This is a genomic window from Streptomyces sp. NPDC059142 (genome assembly GCF_042755665.1).
GTDB lineage: Bacteria > Actinomycetota > Actinomycetes > Streptomycetales > Streptomycetaceae > Streptomyces.
In genome coordinates this window covers 1-16,899 of the sequence record NZ_JBHZDA010000089.1, presented here as the reverse complement: position 1 = coordinate 16,899, position 16,899 = coordinate 1, and the positions used below count along the sequence as shown (strand labels likewise).

At 71.8% G+C, this 16,899-nt stretch carries 16 protein-coding genes; 5 read left to right on the top strand and 11 right to left on the bottom strand.

The features are described from left to right. Positions 1-27: 27 nt before the first annotated feature. Complete coding sequence (locus tag ACFXPK_RS26085; protein ID WP_385079128.1) at positions 28-1,203, bottom strand: serine hydrolase domain-containing protein; 1,176 nt, start codon at positions 1,201-1,203, stop codon at positions 28-30. Between the two features lie 336 nt (positions 1,204-1,539). Here ACFXPK_RS26085 and ACFXPK_RS26080 point away from each other — a divergent pair, with 336 nt between their 5' ends. From ACFXPK_RS26080 to dgoD, 4 genes are read left to right on the top strand one after another with little or no spacing between them, the layout of a single operon-like run. Then, on the top strand, positions 1,540-2,484 hold the full coding sequence (locus ACFXPK_RS26080) for a sugar kinase (protein WP_385079126.1): 945 nt from the start codon (positions 1,540-1,542) through the stop codon (positions 2,482-2,484). Continuing rightward, on the top strand, positions 2,481-3,224 hold the full coding sequence (locus ACFXPK_RS26075; protein WP_385079123.1) for an IclR family transcriptional regulator: 744 nt from the start codon (positions 2,481-2,483) through the stop codon (positions 3,222-3,224). The genes ACFXPK_RS26080 and ACFXPK_RS26075 overlap by 4 nt, the downstream gene beginning before the upstream one ends. A 5-nt stretch (positions 3,225-3,229) precedes the next feature. Continuing rightward, on the top strand, positions 3,230-3,892 hold the full coding sequence (locus tag ACFXPK_RS26070) for a bifunctional 4-hydroxy-2-oxoglutarate aldolase/2-dehydro-3-deoxy-phosphogluconate aldolase (RefSeq protein WP_385079120.1): 663 nt from the start codon (positions 3,230-3,232) through the stop codon (positions 3,890-3,892). Beyond that, the gene (dgoD, locus tag ACFXPK_RS26065; RefSeq protein WP_384995142.1) at positions 3,889-5,040 is read left to right on the top strand and encodes a galactonate dehydratase; all 1,152 of its coding nucleotides are present in this window, start codon (positions 3,889-3,891) and stop codon (positions 5,038-5,040) included. The genes ACFXPK_RS26070 and dgoD overlap by 4 nt, the downstream gene beginning before the upstream one ends. 94 nt (positions 5,041-5,134) lie before the next feature. Here dgoD and ACFXPK_RS26060 read toward each other — a convergent pair whose 3' ends face one another. The 8 genes from ACFXPK_RS26060 to ACFXPK_RS26025 all read right to left on the bottom strand — a co-directional run bounded on the left by ACFXPK_RS26060 (position 5,135) and on the right by ACFXPK_RS26025 (position 14,796). Then, the gene (locus ACFXPK_RS26060) at positions 5,135-6,565 is read right to left on the bottom strand and encodes an FGGY-family carbohydrate kinase (protein ID WP_385079117.1); all 1,431 of its coding nucleotides are present in this window, start codon (positions 6,563-6,565) and stop codon (positions 5,135-5,137) included. Next, positions 6,562-7,278, bottom strand: a complete 717-nt coding sequence (locus tag ACFXPK_RS26055) for a GntR family transcriptional regulator (protein WP_384995137.1) — start codon at positions 7,276-7,278, stop codon at positions 6,562-6,564. Before ACFXPK_RS26055 ends, ACFXPK_RS26060 begins: the two co-directional genes overlap by 4 nt. Positions 7,279-7,280: 2 nt before the next feature. Then, positions 7,281-8,477 carry a CaiB/BaiF CoA transferase family protein gene (locus ACFXPK_RS26050; protein ID WP_384995134.1) on the bottom strand — a complete coding sequence of 399 codons (1,197 nt, stop codon included), beginning with the start codon at positions 8,475-8,477 and terminating at the stop codon, positions 7,281-7,283. Between the two features lie 27 nt (positions 8,478-8,504). After that, complete coding sequence (locus ACFXPK_RS26045) at positions 8,505-10,199, bottom strand: thiamine pyrophosphate-binding protein (protein ID WP_385079113.1); 1,695 nt, start codon at positions 10,197-10,199, stop codon at positions 8,505-8,507. 92 nt (positions 10,200-10,291) lie between these two features. Continuing rightward, complete coding sequence (locus ACFXPK_RS26040) at positions 10,292-11,299, bottom strand: hypothetical protein (protein ID WP_384995130.1); 1,008 nt, start codon at positions 11,297-11,299, stop codon at positions 10,292-10,294. After that, positions 11,296-12,663, bottom strand: a complete 1,368-nt coding sequence (locus tag ACFXPK_RS26035) for an MFS transporter (RefSeq protein ID WP_384995127.1) — start codon at positions 12,661-12,663, stop codon at positions 11,296-11,298. The genes ACFXPK_RS26040 and ACFXPK_RS26035 overlap by 4 nt, the downstream gene beginning before the upstream one ends. Before the next feature lie 65 nt (positions 12,664-12,728). Then, positions 12,729-13,670, bottom strand: a complete 942-nt coding sequence (locus ACFXPK_RS26030; protein WP_385079110.1) for a MaoC/PaaZ C-terminal domain-containing protein — start codon at positions 13,668-13,670, stop codon at positions 12,729-12,731. A 274-nt stretch (positions 13,671-13,944) separates the two neighbouring features. After that, a complete protein-coding gene (locus ACFXPK_RS26025; RefSeq protein WP_385079107.1) occupies positions 13,945-14,796 on the bottom strand; it encodes a LysR substrate-binding domain-containing protein in 852 nt (283 codons plus the stop codon). Between the two features lie 81 nt (positions 14,797-14,877). Here ACFXPK_RS26025 and ACFXPK_RS26020 point away from each other — a divergent pair, with 81 nt between their 5' ends. Continuing rightward, positions 14,878-15,375 (top strand): cupin domain-containing protein, encoded by a 498-nt coding sequence (locus ACFXPK_RS26020; protein WP_384995119.1) that lies wholly within the window; start codon positions 14,878-14,880, stop codon positions 15,373-15,375. 80 nt (positions 15,376-15,455) lie between these two features. Here the strand turns inward: ACFXPK_RS26020 and ACFXPK_RS26015 are convergent, their stop codons facing one another. After that, positions 15,456-15,884, bottom strand: coding sequence for a DUF5959 family protein (locus ACFXPK_RS26015; protein ID WP_385079104.1), 429 nt, complete (start codon positions 15,882-15,884; stop codon positions 15,456-15,458). A gap of 119 nt (positions 15,885-16,003) precedes the next feature. Continuing rightward, on the bottom strand, positions 16,004-16,489 hold the full coding sequence (locus ACFXPK_RS26010) for a macro domain-containing protein (protein WP_385079101.1): 486 nt from the start codon (positions 16,487-16,489) through the stop codon (positions 16,004-16,006). Positions 16,490-16,899: the final 410 nt, after the last annotated feature.

Below are 16,899 nucleotides of genomic sequence, written 5' to 3'. Positions count from 1 at the left end.
CCGTGGGACGGGACGGCTCCCCGGCGCTCACGGGGTACGGCACAGGGCACGGTCGACGAGGTCGCGCAACGCCTCCTCCTGCCGGGCCGCGGCCTGCGGGTCCGCGGCCCGGCTGTGCGCGGAGACGGTGACACCGCGCCGGCCGTCCGCGGTGGTCGCGGCCCGGACGACATATCCGAAGCCGCTTCCGCCGTGCCCCAGATACTCTCCGCCGCAGGACAGCGGGGTGACGAAGAGCCCCAGGCCGTCCCGGGTGCCGGCCGGTTGACCGCCGTCCTGCGGCACCGGGACGCCGGCCCGCATGACGGCGAGTTCCGCGGGCTTCAGCAGCCGTCCGCCGACCAGCGCGCGGAAGAAGCGGTTGACGTCGCGGGCCGTGCCGGTCATCGAACCGTCCGCCCCGCTGTCCATGGGGCGGTAGGGGATCGTGGTGTCGGTCAACGGGCCGTCGGCGGTGAACTGCTGGTAGTCGGCGGCGTGCGGACGCGGCAGGAAGGGCCGGGTGCCGGGAGTGTCGGTCCGCCGCAGACCGAGCGGGCGCAGGATACGGGCGTGCACCTCCTGTTCCCAGGAGTGACCGGTGATCTTCTCGATGATCATTCCGGCGAGTACGTAGTTGGTGTTGGAGTACGCCCAGCGGGTGCCCGCCGGGAAGTCCGGCGCATGGCGCACGGCCAGGGCGACCAGCTCGCGCGGCTGGTAGGCACGCCACCGCTGGGCGAAGTACGTCCCTGCGCCGGGGTCGGGGAAGACGTCGTAGAGGTAGTCGGGCAGGCCGCTGGTGTGCCGCAGCAGGTCCCGGACGGTGATGGTCCTGCCGTCGTTCCCCGCTCCGGAGACGACTCCGGGCAGCACCTGCTCCACGGTCCGGTCCAGCGAGATCCGCCGCTCGCCCACCAGTTGGAGCAGAACGGTGGCGACATACGTCTTGGTGACACTGCCCAGCCGCAGATACCCGTCCCGCGGAACCGGACGTCCGGTCGTCAGGTCCCCCACCCCGGAGCGGGCCGTGACGGTCCCGCGCGGGGTCTCCACCCGGACGGCGACCCCGGTGACCCCGGCGTCGCGCAGCGCGTCGGCGTCACGCCGCACCGACCAGCCGCCGTCCGAGGGGCTCGGCGCGGCCGAGGCCATGGCGGAGGGCAGGAGGGACACGGCGAGCGCCGGCACGAGCGCCGACCACCACGAACGTCGGATTGTCATGTGCCGAGGCTAGGAACGGCGGAAGCAGCCGCCCATCCGGGAAGCCCCCGGGTCGCGAAGGGGGCCGGCCGGATGGACAGCGGAGCCAACCGTGGCGCGGGGCGACGGCGCGCGGGACTCCGGCCGGGTCGCGGCCGCCGCCGGTCACCACGGCGCTCCGGCCGCGCGGGGAGGGATGAGGCTGTGCAGCATGTGCACACGGTGTGCGCAGAGCGCTTCGGGTGGGGTTAACGTGGCCGGACCCCCTTGGGCGGCAAGGGCCCCTGGCGGCGGCGGCGCGCCGTACGGGCGACCGCGCCCCGCCTCGTGCGAGAGAAGTGCGGAGGTGTGGAAGAAGTGTCGGACCACGAAGTCCTGTGCCTCGGGGAGGCCATGGTCCTGGTGACACCCCGGCAGGGCCGGCCGCTCGCCACGGCGGGTGAGGCGACCCTCTCGGTCGCGGGCGCCGAGTCGAACGTCGCACAGTACCTCGCCGATCTGGGCCACCGGGTGGCATGGGCGAGCCGGGTGGGCAGTGATCCGCTCGGCGACCGGGTGCTCTCGGCGGTCGCCCGGCCCGGCGTGGACGTACGCCACGTCGAACGGGATCCGTCCGCCCCCACGGCTGTCTACTTCAAGGACCCCTCCCGCGCGGACGGCACCCGGGTCCACTACTACCGGAGCGGTTCCGCGGCCTCCCTGCTCACCCCCGCGTATCTGGACACGCTCCCCGTCGCCGCGGTGCGTCTGGTGCATCTGTCGGGCATCACCGCCGCGCTGTCGCCCGGCTGCGCCCGTACCGCCACGGCCCTGTTCGACCGCGCACGCGAGGCCGGGGTCCTGCGCTCCTTCGACGTCAACCACCGTCCGGCGCTCTGGAGAGGCGAGGACGCCGCCGCGCCGCTGCTCGCCCTGGCCCGGGACGCCGATGTCGTGTTCGTCGGGCTCGACGAGGCGGCGGAGGTCTGGGGCACCACGACCGCCGAGGAGGTACGCGACCTCGTCGGCCCTTCGGTGAGCGTGGTGGTGAAGAACGCGGACATCGGCGCCGTGCTCTTCGAACCCGGCGCGGAACCAGGCGTGTTCGTCCCCGCCGAGCCGGTCGACGTGGTCGAACCGGTCGGAGCGGGCGACGCGTTCGCGGCGGGCTACCTGTCGGCCTGGCTGCGGAACGAACCCCCCGCCGAGAGACTGCGGCTGGGACACCGGGTCGCCGCCTTCGCGCTCGGCTCGGTCGAGGACCACGCCGACGCCACGTCCCTGCGCCGCCCGGCGGCCGGCCCGGACGGCACTGTCCGATGAGCCGGACCGTCGAACGGGCCATCCAGATCATGGAGATGCTCAGCACGGGCCCGCAGCACCCGGCCGCGATCGCCGAACGGTTCGGTGTGCACCGGACCACCGCGCTGCGGCTCCTCCAGGATCTCTGCCAGGGCGGTCTCGCCCGCAGGCGGGAGGACGGCACCTTCGCCGTCGGGTACCGCCTCGCCGGACTGGCGGCAGCCGCCCTGGAACAGTTCGATCTGCGGGCGAGCGCACACCCGTTCCTCACCGAGCTGGGCCGCAAGCTCCGGCTCACGGTGCACATCGCCACCGTCGACAACGGGCGCGTGATCTATGCCGACAAGGTCGAACCGCAGGGCACGGTACGGCTGTACTCGCAGATCGGAAAGCCGGTCGTGCTGCACAGCTCCGGGGTCGGCAAGGCGATCCTGGCGTTCCTGCCCGACCACGAGCGCGCCGCGCTGCTGGACGGTTACGTCTACGAGCGGTTCACCGACACCACGGTGACCACGGCCGACGCGTTCGCCGCCCGGCTGCGGGAGGTCAGGGAGCGCGGCTGGGCGGAGGACGACGGGGAGTACGAGCCGTTCGTCAACTGTGTCGCCGTACCGGTCAGGGACGGCACCGGAACGATACGTACGGCCATCTCGGTGACGGCGCTGAAAGCACAGACCGACCTCACCGTCCTGCGCACACATCTCCCGGCCATCAGGCACACGGCGCAGGCCGTCTCCCGCACACTCGGATGGACGCGATGAACCCCATGAACCGCAGTGACCCCGTGGACCGCTCGAACACCGCGTCGGGAGGGCTGTTCCAGGACGCTTTCGACGCGCTGCCGCTCATGGCCATCCTGCGCGGCTTCGACGCCGCCCGCACGGTGGAGGTGAGCGGGCGGGCGTGGGACGTCGGTGTCCGGCTCGTCGAAGTGCCCGTACAGAACGAGTCCGCGGTGGCCGCGCTGCGCGCCGCGGTCGAGGCGGGGGCGGAGCGCGGAGCCGTGGTGGGCGCCGGCACGGTGACCACCGTCGAGCGGGTCGCGCGGGCGGTGGAGGCGGGAGCGGGCTTCACCGTGGCCCCCGGCTTCTCCCGCGAGGTCGCCGAGGCGTCGCTCGCGGCGGGCCTGCCGCATCTGCCGGGCGTCGCGACCGCCACGGACATCCAGCAGGCCGAAGCCCTCGGGCTCACCTGGCTCAAGGCGTTCCCCGCGGCCGTACTCGGTGCGGGCTGGATCGCCGCGATGCACGGCCCCTTCCCCTGGGCACGCTTCGTCGCGACCGGCGGCATGGATCTCACCAACGCCAGGGAGTTCCTCGGCGCGGGGGCGGCGGCGGTGTCGCTCGGATCGGCGCTGGCCGACCCCGGCCAGTTCGCACAACTGCCCGCGCTCATCGAGTCGATCACCGGAAGGAAGGCGGACCAATGAAGATCGTGGCGCTGGAGACCTTCTCCGTAGCACCCCGCTGGCTGTTCCTGGCCGTACGCACCGACGAGGGCATCACCGGATGGGGCGAGCCGGTCGTCGAGGGGCGTACGGCGACGGTCGCCGCGGCCGTCGAGGAGCTCTCCGACCATCTCGTCGGCCAGGACCCGTTCCGTATCGAGGACCACTGGCAGGTGATGACGAAGGGCGGCTTCTACCGGGGCGGGCCCATCCTCTCCAGCGCGGTGGCCGGCATCGACCAGGCGCTGTGGGACATCAAGGGCAAGGCGTTCGGCGTGCCCGTGTACGAACTGCTCGGCGGCGCGGTGCGCGACCGGGTGCGCACCTACTCGTGGATCGCCGGTGACGAACCGGACGGGGTCGCCGACCACGCGCTGGAACGTATGGCGCAGGGCTTCGACGCGGTCAAGATGAACGGGACCGGCAGGGCCCGCGCACTGGAGTCCAAGGCCGAACTCGACCTGCTGGTGGGCCGGGTGGCCGCCGTGCGCGAGGCGATCGGCGACACGGCCGACATCGCCGTCGACTTCCACGGGCGCGTCTCGCCCGCGGTCGCCCGCGAGGCGTTGCGCCTGCTGGAGCCGCTGCACCCGCTCTTCGTCGAAGAGCCGATCGTGCCCGAGCTGACCGCGGACTTCGGGCGGATCTGCGCCTCCACGACCGTGCCGATCGCCACCGGGGAACGGCTCTACTCACGCTGGGACTTCCGCGATCTGCTCGGTTCCGGCATCGCCGTCGCACAGCCGGACCTGTCCCACGCCGGCGGGATCTCCGAGGTCCGCCGGATCGCCGCCATGGCGGAGGCGTACGGTGTGGCACTCGCCCCGCACTGCCCGCTCGGCCCCATCGCGTTCGCCGCCAGCCTCCAGATCGACGTCGCCACCCCCAACGCGCTGATCCAGGAGACCAGTCTGGGCATCCACTACAACACCGGAGGCGGCTCCGACCTCCTCGACTACCTGGTCGACAGAAGCGTCTTCGACTTCTCCGACAGCCACATCAGCCGGCCGACCGGGCCGGGACTCGGCATCGAGATCGACGAGAGGGCCGTACGCAAGGCCGCCGAGGCGGGCCAGCGCTGGCGCAACCCGGTGTGGCGCAACCCCGACGGGTCACTGACCGAGTGGTAGAGCGGGCGGCGGGTGGCCGGGCGGACCGAACCGGCCCGCCCGGTCAGCGGTCGCCCCCGTCCGCCGAGTCCGCCCCGTCCGCCCCGCCCGCCCCCTACACGGAGTCCGCCGCGTCCGCCGCGTCCGCCGCGTCGCGCAACTCCCGCCAGCGGGAGTGCAGTAGCCCGTAGCGCTCCGCGCGGGCCGCGTCGGGCTCGACCGTGCGCGGCCGGCCGATGAGGCGCTCGCGTACGGAGTCCAGGTCGGTGTCGAGCCCGGAGCCGAGGAACGCGAGCGCCGCCGCGCCGAGCAGGGTCACATCCGGCTGCGGGGAGATCAGCAGGGGCCGGGCGAGGATGTCGGCGCGCAGCCGCGCCACATGCCTGCCGCGGGTGGCGCCGCCGGCCATCACGACCGGCAGGGTGCCCGTGGGGTCCAGGAGGTCCACCCCTTCACGGACGGTAAAGGCCGCCGCCTCCTGGGCGGCCCGGAGCAGACAGGCGGCGTCGTGGCCGGGCCGCTGGCCGAGCAGCGCTCCGCGGGCGCCGGAGCGCCAGGTCGGGAAGCGCGCGCCCGTCATGGCGGGCAGGACGGTGAGCCCGTTCGCGCCCGGGGGCACCGCGGCGAGCCGCTCGTCCTCGACCGCGCCGACCAGGGAGCGCCACTGGGCGACCGCGCCGCCGGTGAGGCCGGTCGCCCCGCCGGCGACGAACCGGCCGGGCAGGACGGAGGGGTTGAGCACGGCGCGGTCCGGTACCCCGTCGGGGGACGGGAGCAGCCGGCCGATGACATCCGTGGTGCCCGCGACATCGGCGATGACACCGTCGGCCCCGCCCAGGAGCAGCCCGATACCGACGGACCCGTCAGGACCGCCGGCGACCACGGGAAGTCCCACGGGCAGGCCGGTGGCCGCCGCCGCCTCCGCGGTGAGGGTGCCGACCACCGACGTCGGCTCCGACTGCGGTGGCAGGAGTCCGGGGTCCAGGCCGGTCTCGACCGGCAGGCCGGTGTTCCACGCGCGACGCCGTACGTCGGAGGCGAGCGTGTAGGCGGCGCTGATCGTGTCGGCGGTGAGCCGGCCGGTGAGCCGGGCCACGAGGAAGTCCTTCGGTGACAGCAGCGCGCGCACCGTCGACGCGGGGCCGGGCTCCATCCCCATGAAGTGGGCGAGGGCGCCGCCCGTCAGCGCCGGACGGCCCGCGGTGCGCAGCAGCCGCCGCACCGTCGGCTCGCCGAGCGCCGCGAGCCGCGGCACGCCCTGGGAGTCGGCCCAGCCGCCGCCCCGGCCGACGGGCCGGTGGTCCGTGTCGACGGCGACGGTACCGATGTGCGCGGCGACGGCCAGTGCCGTGGGAGCGGGTCCGCCGGACACCCCGGCCAGCGCGGCCCGTACGTCCCGGTCCAGCTCGGTGGCGTCGAAGGTGTCTCCGCCGAGTCCCGACGTACGGGCGATGCGCCGGTGGGCGAGGACCTGTCCCCCGGTGTCGACGGCGATGGCCCGCACGGCCGACGTACCGACGTCGACCGCGACGACATGGGCGCTCATTCGGCGTCGATCCGCAGGAGGAAGGGGAATCCGGGCAGGGTCCAGCTCGTGGTGAACTCGACGGTCTCGCCGCGCGATCCGTAGGTGGTGCGGCGCACCTCCAGTGCGGGCGTGCCCGGCCGGGCGTCGAGCAGCTCCGCCTGCTCGCCGGTGAGCAGGGTGGCCGTCATGGACTGGTCGGCGTAGCGCAGTTCGACCCCGAAGCGTTCGGTCAGGGTGCGGTACAGGGAGTCGTCGAGCAGCGGCTCCCGGCAGAGCGACGGGGCGACGGCGTACGGGATCCAGGCGTCCTGGAGCGCGGCGGGCGCACCGTCGACGAGACGGACGCGGGTGAGCCGGTTGGCCGGTTCGTCGTCCCTGGCGCCGAGGGCTTCCGCCACGTCGGCGGGGGTGGGCGCGGTCGCGCAGTGGATCAGCCGGGTGGACGCCTCGCCGCCCGTGCCCGCGATCTCCTCGGCGAAGGAGCGCAGCCGGTTGAGCCGCCGCCCGCGCTCGCCGTGGCCGCTGACGAACGTGCCGCTGCCCTGCCGCCTGACGACGAACCGGTCGGAGTCGAGCAGGTCCAGAGCCTGGCGTACGGTCATCCGGCTCACCCCGTACTGCCGGGCCAGGTCGGTCTCGCTGGGCAGCCGCGCCGCGGGGGCGAGCGTCCCGGACCGGATCTGGAGGACGAGGTCGTCGTAGATCACCTGATACCTGGGTGCGCGTGCCATGGTCAGATGGCCCCCGATTCGCGCAGACGGTCCAGGTCCTGGGCGGACAGCCCGAGGATGTCCCGGTAGACGTACGTGTTGTCCTCGCCGACCCGAGGGGGCGCCTTGCGGACCATGGGCGGGGTCTTCTCCATTTTGATCGGATTACCGGGCATCCGGATGGTACCGAGTTCGGGGTGTTCCGATTCGACGATCATGTCACGGGCGGCGATCTGGGGTGACCGGGCCACTTCCGCGACCGAGGCGACCTTGGCGTACGGCACGCCCGCCCCGTCGAGAATCCGTCCGATGTCCTCCGTCGTACGGCCGGCCGCCCACGCGCCGATCTCGCCCTCCAGGAACTCCTGGTGCGTCATCCGGCCCTCGACGGTGGCGAAGCGCGGGTCCCCGGCCAGGTCCGGCCGTGCCATCACGGCGCAGAGCTTCGGGAAGAGCGAGGCCGTTCCCGCCTGGATGTAGACGGGCCCGTCGGCGGCCTCGTAGACGTTGACCGGCGCGGTCAGCAGGTCGCGTGATCCGCTGCGGGGCATGTCCTGGCCGAGCATGAGCTGCGACATGAGGCGGACGCCGAGCGCGGAGAACATCGTGTCGAAGGAGGCGACGTCGACGAGTTGGCCCTCGCCGGTCCGCTCACGGTGCAGGAAGGCCAGCAGGGCCCCGATCGCCCCCTGGTAGCCGGTGGTGTAGTCGGCGATGTAGGTGCCGCTGAGGGTCGGTTTGCCGTCGGGCTCGCCGGTCATGCTCATCAGTCCCGAGGAGGCCTGGGAGATCGCGTCGAACAGGGCACGGCGCGAGTCGGGACCGGTCTGGCCGAAGCCGGAGATGGACACCAGGATGATGTCCGGGTTGAGCTCCCTCATCCGGTCGTAGCCGATGCCCATCTTCTCGATCGTGCCGGGGCGGTAGTTCTCCACGACGATGTCGGCCCAGGCGATGAGCCGTTCGAGGAGGGCGAGCGCCTCGGGGTGGCGGGTGTCCAGCGAGGCGTCGTACTTGTTCCGGTGGTAGAGGAACATGTAGATGCTCTCGTCGCGGTGGTAGGGCCCGTGGTGCCGGGAGTCCTCACCGTCCGGCCGCTCGATCTTGACGACCTCGGCTCCGAAGTCGGCCAGGACCTGTGTGCAGAGCGGGCCCGCGATGAAGCGCGAGAGGTCGAGCACCTTCACGCCGTCGAGGGGCGCCGCGGTCGTGTTCGGCATGTCCGCCGTCACCTCCGTCCTCTCCTTCTACTGCTTCTTCCGCGCCACGAACGACGGGAAGGTCCAGGCGTTCACCTCGCGGTCGATCGGTACGTCGAGTATCACCGGCGTGCCCGCGGCGAAGGCGTCGGCGACCCGCTGCCGCAGGGCGGCCAGGCCGGTGACGACCTCGCCGGGGACGCCCATCGCGCGGGCCACCATGCCGAAGTCGACGGTGCCGAAGTCGACGCCGGTGGTGCGCCCGTCGAAGTGCAGCTCCTGTTCCTGGCGGATGTTGCCGTAGCTGGAGTCGTTGAGGACGACGACGCAGACGTTCCCGCCGACCCGGGCGAGCGTCTCGATCTCGCCGAGGCTCATACCGAGGGAGCCGTCGCCGATCAGCGCGAGTACGGGGCGTTGCGGGTCGATCAGCGACGCCGCGATCGCGGACGGGAGCGCGAACCCCATGTTCCCGAAGCCGACGGGCTTGATGTAGCTGTGGGGCCGCTGGATCTCCCAGAGGAACGACCAGACGCCCGGGTTGCCCGCGTCCGGGATGAGCAGGGTCTCCTCGGGCGCCACCTCGCGCAGGGTGCGGACGATGTCGGCGGGGGAAAGCGGTCCCTCGGCGCCGGCGTCCGCCACCTCGGACCCCTGCCACCAGGCGGTGCGCGCGGTGTCGAGCGAGCTGATCCACTCCGCGCGGCCGGCCTTCGCGGCGTCCGCCTGTCCGGCGGTCGCGGCGACCAGGTCACGGGCGAAGGAGCCGAGGTCGCTCACCACGCCCTGGGTGATCTCCGAGTAGTAGCGCCCGATCATCGCGGGCTCGACATCGACCTGGATCACCTCGGGGAGGGCGCGCCGCCAGCGGGTGGTCGACACCGCGTTGAGGCTGTTGCCGAGGGCGAGGACGAGGTCGGCGTCGCCCAGCACCTCGCCGGAGAGCGTGGTGCCCATGCGGCTGACGGCCCCGAACACCAGCGGATGGGTGGTCGGCACGGCCCCGATGCCGTTGAACGTCGTGACGACCGGGATACCGAGGGCCTCGGCGAGCGCCAGCACGTCGTCGCTCGCCCGGGCGCGGTTGCCGCCGTTGCCGAGCCAGATGACCGGCCGTTCGGCGCGCAGGACGCGCTCGGCGACCCGGGCCAGCGCGACGGGGTTGGCGGACGGACGCTCGGTGACCCACGCGCGGCTCGGGTGGACGCCGGGTACCGCGGGCGGGTTGTCCACCTGGCCCTCGATGGTGTCACGGGCGAAGTCGAGGTGGACGGGTCCGGGGTTGCCGGTGAGGGCGTTGACGTACGCCTCCTCCACCGCCTGCTTGATGGAGGAGCTGTGTGCCACCAGCCGGGAGTACTTCACCAGCGGCTTGAACAGTTCGACGTGGTCGGCGTTCTGGGCATCGTCCTTGTGGATGTTCTCGCCGTTGTTGTTGCAGGTGAGGACGATGCCCGGACTGGAGTCCCGGTAGGCGCCGCCGACGCCGGTGAGCAGGTTGGTGGCGCCGGGGCCGGTCGTGGCGATGCAGGCGGCGGGCTTCCCGGTGAGCCGGCCGTAGGCGTCCATCATCACGGCCGCGGCGTTCTCGTGCCGGGTGTGGACGAGCTGGATGCCCGGGGTGTCGATGATCGCGTCGGTGATGGCGAGGGTCTGGCCGCCGACGACGCCGAAGACGTACTCGACGCCGAGGGAGGTCAGGAGGTCGACGACGAGCTGGCCGCCGGTCTTGGAAGTACTCATCTGTGAGGATCCGCTTTCTGTGTCGGTGCGGTCGGACGGTCGGTCCGGTGGTGATCGGTCCTTCGGCCATCGGCCCTTCGGCGATCGGCCCGTCAGGACGCGGGGACGGTCACGGTGGCCCAGCCGGCCGTGATCAGTCGGTCGTCGGTGTCGCGGCGTACCCAGACCTCCAGTTCGACGCGGAGGCCCTCGTCGACGGGGGTGACGGCGGTGACGACACCCGTCGACGTGAACGGCTCGAACACCTCCAGCGGCGCCAGGAACTTGACCCGTAGCCGGCCGCCGGTGAAGAAGGTGGGACCGGCGCGCAGTGTGAGCAACTGGGCCAGCACACCGAACTGCTGCTGCCCCTGCACGATGGGCACCCGCAGGCCGCCCGCGCGGGCCGCGTCGAGGCTGTTGTGGATGTTGCGCACGTACTCGCCGACACGGCTGAAGACCGCGGCCTGCTCGGCGGTGACCGTCTTGCGCAGCGGCGCGAGTACGTCACCGGGGCGTACGTCCGGTCCCAGTGTGCCGACGGTCCGCGCGTCCGGCGGGATCTCGCCGGTGACGCGGCGCTCCGGTGACGCCGATCCCCGTCCGCCGATGGTGCCGGGGACGGTCCGGAGGATCTCGACGCCGCGATGGCGGACGATGCTGCGCCCGTCCTCGCCCGTGGCCGCGGCCTCCATGACGACGTATCCCTCGCCACGGCGCCGGTACGCCTCGGTGTAGGTGCCCTGGAGGGTGACGACCTCGTCGAGCACCGCCGGGCTGTCGAACCACATCTGTTCCTCGGTGTGGTACCCGACCACCTTGCTGGCCGCGTAGACGAGGGTGAAGAGCTGTACGAGGTCGTTGCCGAGCAGGGCCGCGTGTCCGACCCGGCACCCGCCGAACGGGCTCTCCGTCAGGTGCCAGGGGGAATGGTCGTCGTGGGTGAAGGCGTACCGCTTGATCTTGTGGTCGTCGACGAGGACCCGTACCGTGCCGAGTTCCTCGGGGATGTCGAGGTTCTCGAACTCCGGTTCCTTGAGCCCCTCTTCGAGGTCGTCCGCGGCGCCGGCGCGGCGTGGGTCGGTCAGGTCGCGCCAGGGGCGGGAAGCCGGGTCGGTCATCGTTCCTTCTCCGTCTCTTCGCCGACACGGGTCATGTCGATCCGGTGGGTCTCGGGGGCCATGACCGCGCACACCAGTCCGATGAGCAGCGCCACGACGGTGATGAGGGCGATCGGCCAGGGATCCCCACCGGTCGCCGCCAGCAGGCCGGTCGAGGCGAGCGGCCACAGTCCGATGAGGACGCTGGGGATCTGTGCCGACAGCGAGAGGCCCGTGTAGCGCACCTTCGTGCCGAACAGCTCGGCGAAGAAGGCCGGTTCGACGCCGTAGACGGCGCCCACACCGATCGCGTACGCCACGGCGTAGACCACGTACATCAGCACGAGGGCGTCGGCGTCGAGGATCCAGAAGAAGGGGAAGGTGACGACGATGCCCACGAGGGAGCCGGCGATGAAGACGGTGCGCCGGCCGATCCGGTCGGACAGTTTCCCGAAGAAGTAGTACGTGTAGACGGCGAGCGCGGCGGCGACACAGCTCGCGATCAGGACGTGGGTGCGCGGGATGTCCGTGTAGTTCTCGGCGAACGTCAGGCCGATGGTGAGGATGATGTAGCCGAAGACCGCCTCGCCGAGGCGCATCCCCATCGCCAGGAGCAGGGGCCTCTTGAACCGTTTGAACAGTTCGGTGATCGGCATGCGCGCCTTCGCCTGTTCCTCGGCGGGCAGCTTCTCCAGCTCTTCCTGCGCGGCCTGGAAGGTCGGTGTCTCGGTGAGCTTGAACCGGATGAACAGACCGACGGCGATCAGTACGGCGCTGAGCAGGAACGGAAGGCGCCATCCCCAGCTCATCAGGGCGTCGTCGGGCAGGGTGGACACGGCGGCGAAGATGCTGGTGGACATGACCAGGCCCACCGCGTTGCCGATCTGCGGGAAGCTGCCGTAGGCGCCCCGTTTGTCCGCCGGGGCGTATTCGACCGCGACGAGTGAGGCGCCTCCCCACTCGCCGCCCACGCCGAACCCCTGGATGAGCCGGAGCAGGACGAGCAGGACGGGAGCCCACAGCCCGATCTGACCGGTGGTGGGCAGCAGGCCGATGAGGAAGGTGGAGCCGCCCATCAGGACGAGTGTCGTGACCAGGGCGGCCTTACGGCCGAACCGGTCGCCGAAGTGTCCGAAGACCACTCCTCCGACAGGCCGGGCGAAGAAGCCGACACCGAAGACGGCGAAGGCCGACAGGGTGCCGATGATCGGATCGTTCTCGTTGGGGAAGAACAGCTCCCCGAACACGAGGGCGGACGCGGTGCCGAAGATGAAGTAGTCGTACCACTCGACGGCGGTGCCGACGAGGCTGGCGACGGCGGCGCGTTTGGCGAGACTGGTGCGTTCCTGCTCGGTGGCAGGCGGTGTGGTGACTGATGGCGCCATGGATGACTCCGTTGTCGATCTCACAGACGTGTGGGGCGGGTTGGAGACAGGACCGGGGGAACCGGTCAGACCAGGCGGGTGGGGCGTTCCGGGGCGTCGTCCACGCGGGCGGAGGCCCAGCCGAGGGCGGTGCGGGTTCCGTCGGCCTTGTCCACCCAGACCTCCAGTTCGAGCCGGTCGCCCGAGACCCCGACGACGGCGCCGCCGGTGGTGAGTTCGTCGCCGACGAAGGCCGGTGAGACAAAACGGAGGTCGAGTTCGCCCGAGGTGAAGAACGCCTTGCCGAACACGTCGACCAGGTTGGTGATGACGAAGCCGGTCTGCTGCTGGGCCTGGACGATCGTGCGGTCCAGTCCGGAGGCGGCGGCCTTCTCCCTGTCCGTGTGTACGTTGGCGTACCCCTGCCCCGCCCAGGAGAAGACCGACATCTGGTCCTGGGTGAAGACCGTCGTCCGCCGTGGCAGGGCGGCGCGCGCCGGAGCGTCGAGGCGGGCCCGGTCGAGGACGGGGAGTGCGGTGTCGACGGTGCCGAGCACCGTCCGTGACCGGGTCGCGCCGGCCGTCCGGTTCTGCCCGGTGATCTCACCGGCGACCGTCCTCATGATCTCCTTGCCGACGTGCCGCACGAGCAGCCGGCCGTCGGCGCCGCGGGCCTCCGCCTCCAGGACGACATAGCCCTGGCCGCGGCGTTCGTACTTCTCCGTGTAGCCACCCTCGACGGTGACCGTCTCCCCCACCGCGACCGGGGAGTGGAACGTCAGGTGCTCGTGCGTGTGCAGGCCCTGGGCGGTGTTGCCGTCGTAGTTCTCGTAGAAGAGGAACAGCAGGTCGTTGGCGAGCACGAGCGGATGTCCCACCGCGCCGCCGAAGGGGGAGTCCCCGAAGTACCAGGACCCGAAGTCGTCCTCACTGTAGGCGTAGTCCAGCACTTTGCGCCGGTCCACGGTGACGGCGACCGGGCCCATCGGCTCGGGAATCTCGACCAGCTCGTAGCGAGCTTCTTTCAAGGGTGATGTCCGCGACTTCATTGTCACCTCCGCGTCGAAGCTGTGCGAAGAAAAATTAGTCTAGACGACTAGTCCTTACGGTAGGTTTGCGGAATCGGCCTTGTCAACAGTTCTCGGCCCCGACACTTCGGAGGGGGATGTGACGGGGTACGGCGCTGTCGAGCCGCCCCGGGTCATCGCGGGCGGGGGCGGCGGCGGACCGGCCGGGCGAGGGGCGCTCCAGCGGGGCAAGGGCGCACGAAGCCGAGCCCGGGCCGGATCGCGCGTGCGCGGCTCAGGGGCGGTAGGCGGCTGTCGCGGTGTCGACGAGGGAACGGATCAACGGGTTGGTGTCGCCCTCGTTCCACACCGCGACCACACGGCTCGGGGCCATGTCGACCAGCGGCACGACGGCCAGCTCCGCGGGCAGGTCGTGCCCGAGCGGGGCCACGCCGACCGTGCCGTTCCAGAGCACGGCCTGTACGCACTCCTGGACGGCGCGCACCACCGGGCCCTCGCGCGGCTCGCCGCCGTTCCAGTACGACTGCCAGACGGGGTCGGTGCCCGGCGGGAAGCGGAACCAGCGGCGGTCGCCCAGCTCGGCCAGCCGCAGCCGGTCGCGGCGGGCCAGCGGATCGTCGGCGCGCAGGACCGCACCGACCGGATCGCTCCGCAGGACCCGTACCGTCAGGGCGGTCTCGTCGAACGGCGCCCGGGTCAGGGCGACATCGACCAGCCCGGCGCGCAGCCCGCAGGTCGGGTCGGTCAGATCGGCGTCGCGGACGCGGATGTCGACGCCGGGGTGGCTCCGGCGGTAGGCGGCGGCCAGTCTGGACAGTCCCGGGTCGGTGCTGTCGCCCAGGATGCCGACCGTGACGGTCGCGACGCCGGCCGCCGCACTCACCCGGACCCGGACCCGGTCGGCATGACCGAGCAGCGCCCGCGCCTCGTCGAGCAGCACCGCGCCCACGGGGGTGAGCGTGACACCGGCGGGCGAGCGGACGAGCAGCGGGGCCCCGGCCTCGGCCTCCAACCGCTTGATCGCCCGGCTCAGCGGCGGCTGGCTCATGTGCAGTCGCGCGGCGGCCCGGCCGAAGTGGAGTTCCTCGGCGACCGCCACGAAATAGCGCAAGGTCCGCAGCTCCACGCTGCGAGGATACCCATCCGGTATCGGCGGTGCGGGACGGGTCTTGGACACGGGCGGGGGCCTCGCGGTGGACTCGTGGGCATGACCGGAGAAGCCAGCACCAGCGAGCCTCGGACCGACCGCCCCGCCCTGTCGGTGGTGGGTCCCGGCGACGGCGAGACGATCGTTCTGGGCACCACACGGATGCGCGTCCTGGAGGACGGCAGCCACACCGGGCACCGCCTCGCGATCGCCGAGTCCGTCCTCGCCCCGCACACCCAGGGCCCGCCCCAGCACCGCCACGCCCAGCACGACGAGGGCTTCTACATCCTCTCGGGCACCGTGCGGTTCACCGTCGGGAGCGAGGACCACGACGCGACCGCGGGCACGCTCGTGATGGTCCCGCCCGGCATCCCGCACACCTTCGCCAACGTGACCGACCACCCCGCCGTCATGCTCAGCACCTTCACCCCCGACCTGTACGTGCAGTACTTCCGAGACCTGGAGAAGGCCCTTTCCGACGGCCGGCCGCTGACCCCACAGGCCAACATCGACACGATGAGCCGCTACGCGACGGAGCCCGCCGCCGACCTCACCTGAGGCGAGCGGTGGGTGACTGCAGGCCGAAGGCCATCGGGACCTTCCCGACCCGGTGAAAGCCGAACGCCGAACAACGCCGTCTACCCTGACAGCATCGGAACCCAGTGATCCATCACCTGGCGCAGACGCCGCCGGTGACCGGCGATCCAGTCGTCCGGCGGGACGAGCGGGACCCGCACGGTGACCATGGACCCGCTCTCGTCCTCCACGACCACCTCCGGGCAGTCGCGCTCGCCTGTGAGCTGGATGAAGAGGGACGGCCCGCTGCTCATCTCCATCCAGGCCACGTCTTCGCCGGCGTCGAGCCGGTCCAGCATGGCGGCCCAGCTCTCCAGCCTCGCGGCGGACAACGCCAGGTCGATACGTCCGGACACGAAGGGGGTCCGGACGACGATCTCCGCGTCGAGCCCGGCGGTCCAGCCGGGACTGCGTCCCAGGACGTTGACCAAGACGCTGTTGCCCTCCTCATCGGCGAGCGAGATGAGCTCCCTCGGGGGACTGTCGCCCATGGCTTCCCTTTCGTCGGCGAGCACTGAGCGAGGAGCACAGGTCCCGGATCCACGCGGTCACGGTCATCCCCATGGGCTGACCGTGAACCGGCTGCCCCGTGCCAGGCGGGTAGCCGGTCTCACGCGTAGTCGTAGACGGTGACGGCGATGTCGCGGGCGCTCAAGGTTCTGCTGATGATCGGCTCGATGCGTTCCCACTTGCCGCCGGCGAGGCCGCAGCCGATGCGGGGCATGTGAACGGAGGCCCCGTTGACGAGGGCGTGCTCGGCGACGGCCGACAGACAGCGTTCGACGGCCTCGTACCGGATGGGCGGTCCGCTGCTCCCCACCTTCATCCCGCGCTGCGCGACCATGTTCGCGACCCAGATGTCCGGTCGGACGCGGACCATCTGCACCGCTCCGAGGCCGAAGTCGTTACCCGCGCGCTCGCGGTGCCAGCGGCGGTACTCGCGCTCCGGTTCCGGCCAGTGACGCGAGATCGCCAGAACGAATCCCTTGCCCCATCCGCCCAGGTCGTTGCAGACATGGGCGATGATCTTCGGACCCTTCGCCTGAGGGTTGGTCGCGTCGCCCGCGACGGTCTTCAACGGTTTCACGGAAGTCATGGTCACCCGATCCACGGCAGGAAGCCAATGCTTTCCTCCCGTACCGCGCTGTCAGTTGAAGATGTCCGGAAGGTCCAGGCCGGAACCTTCGTCGCCGCCGGGGCGGGGCCGCATCGGAAGCGGATCCGGGTAGGTCTCCGTCGCGGCCCTCGCACGGACGATGTGGGTCCACCGCACGCCACGACCGCGAAGGCACCGAAAACCTCGGCGAACGCGGCCGGGGCGCGGAACTCCACGCCCAACGCCCGGCCGTCCCGCGGCGGCACCCACACCAGCGAGCTGAGAAGGACGGGCCGGGCGGACGCGCGGGCGGACGCTCCGAAGCCCCCCCCCACAGGTGGGGGGGGTGGTGGGCAGGGCCCCGCCCCCGCCCGCCCCGGGGGGGCCGGGGGGGGGGGGGGGGGCGGGGT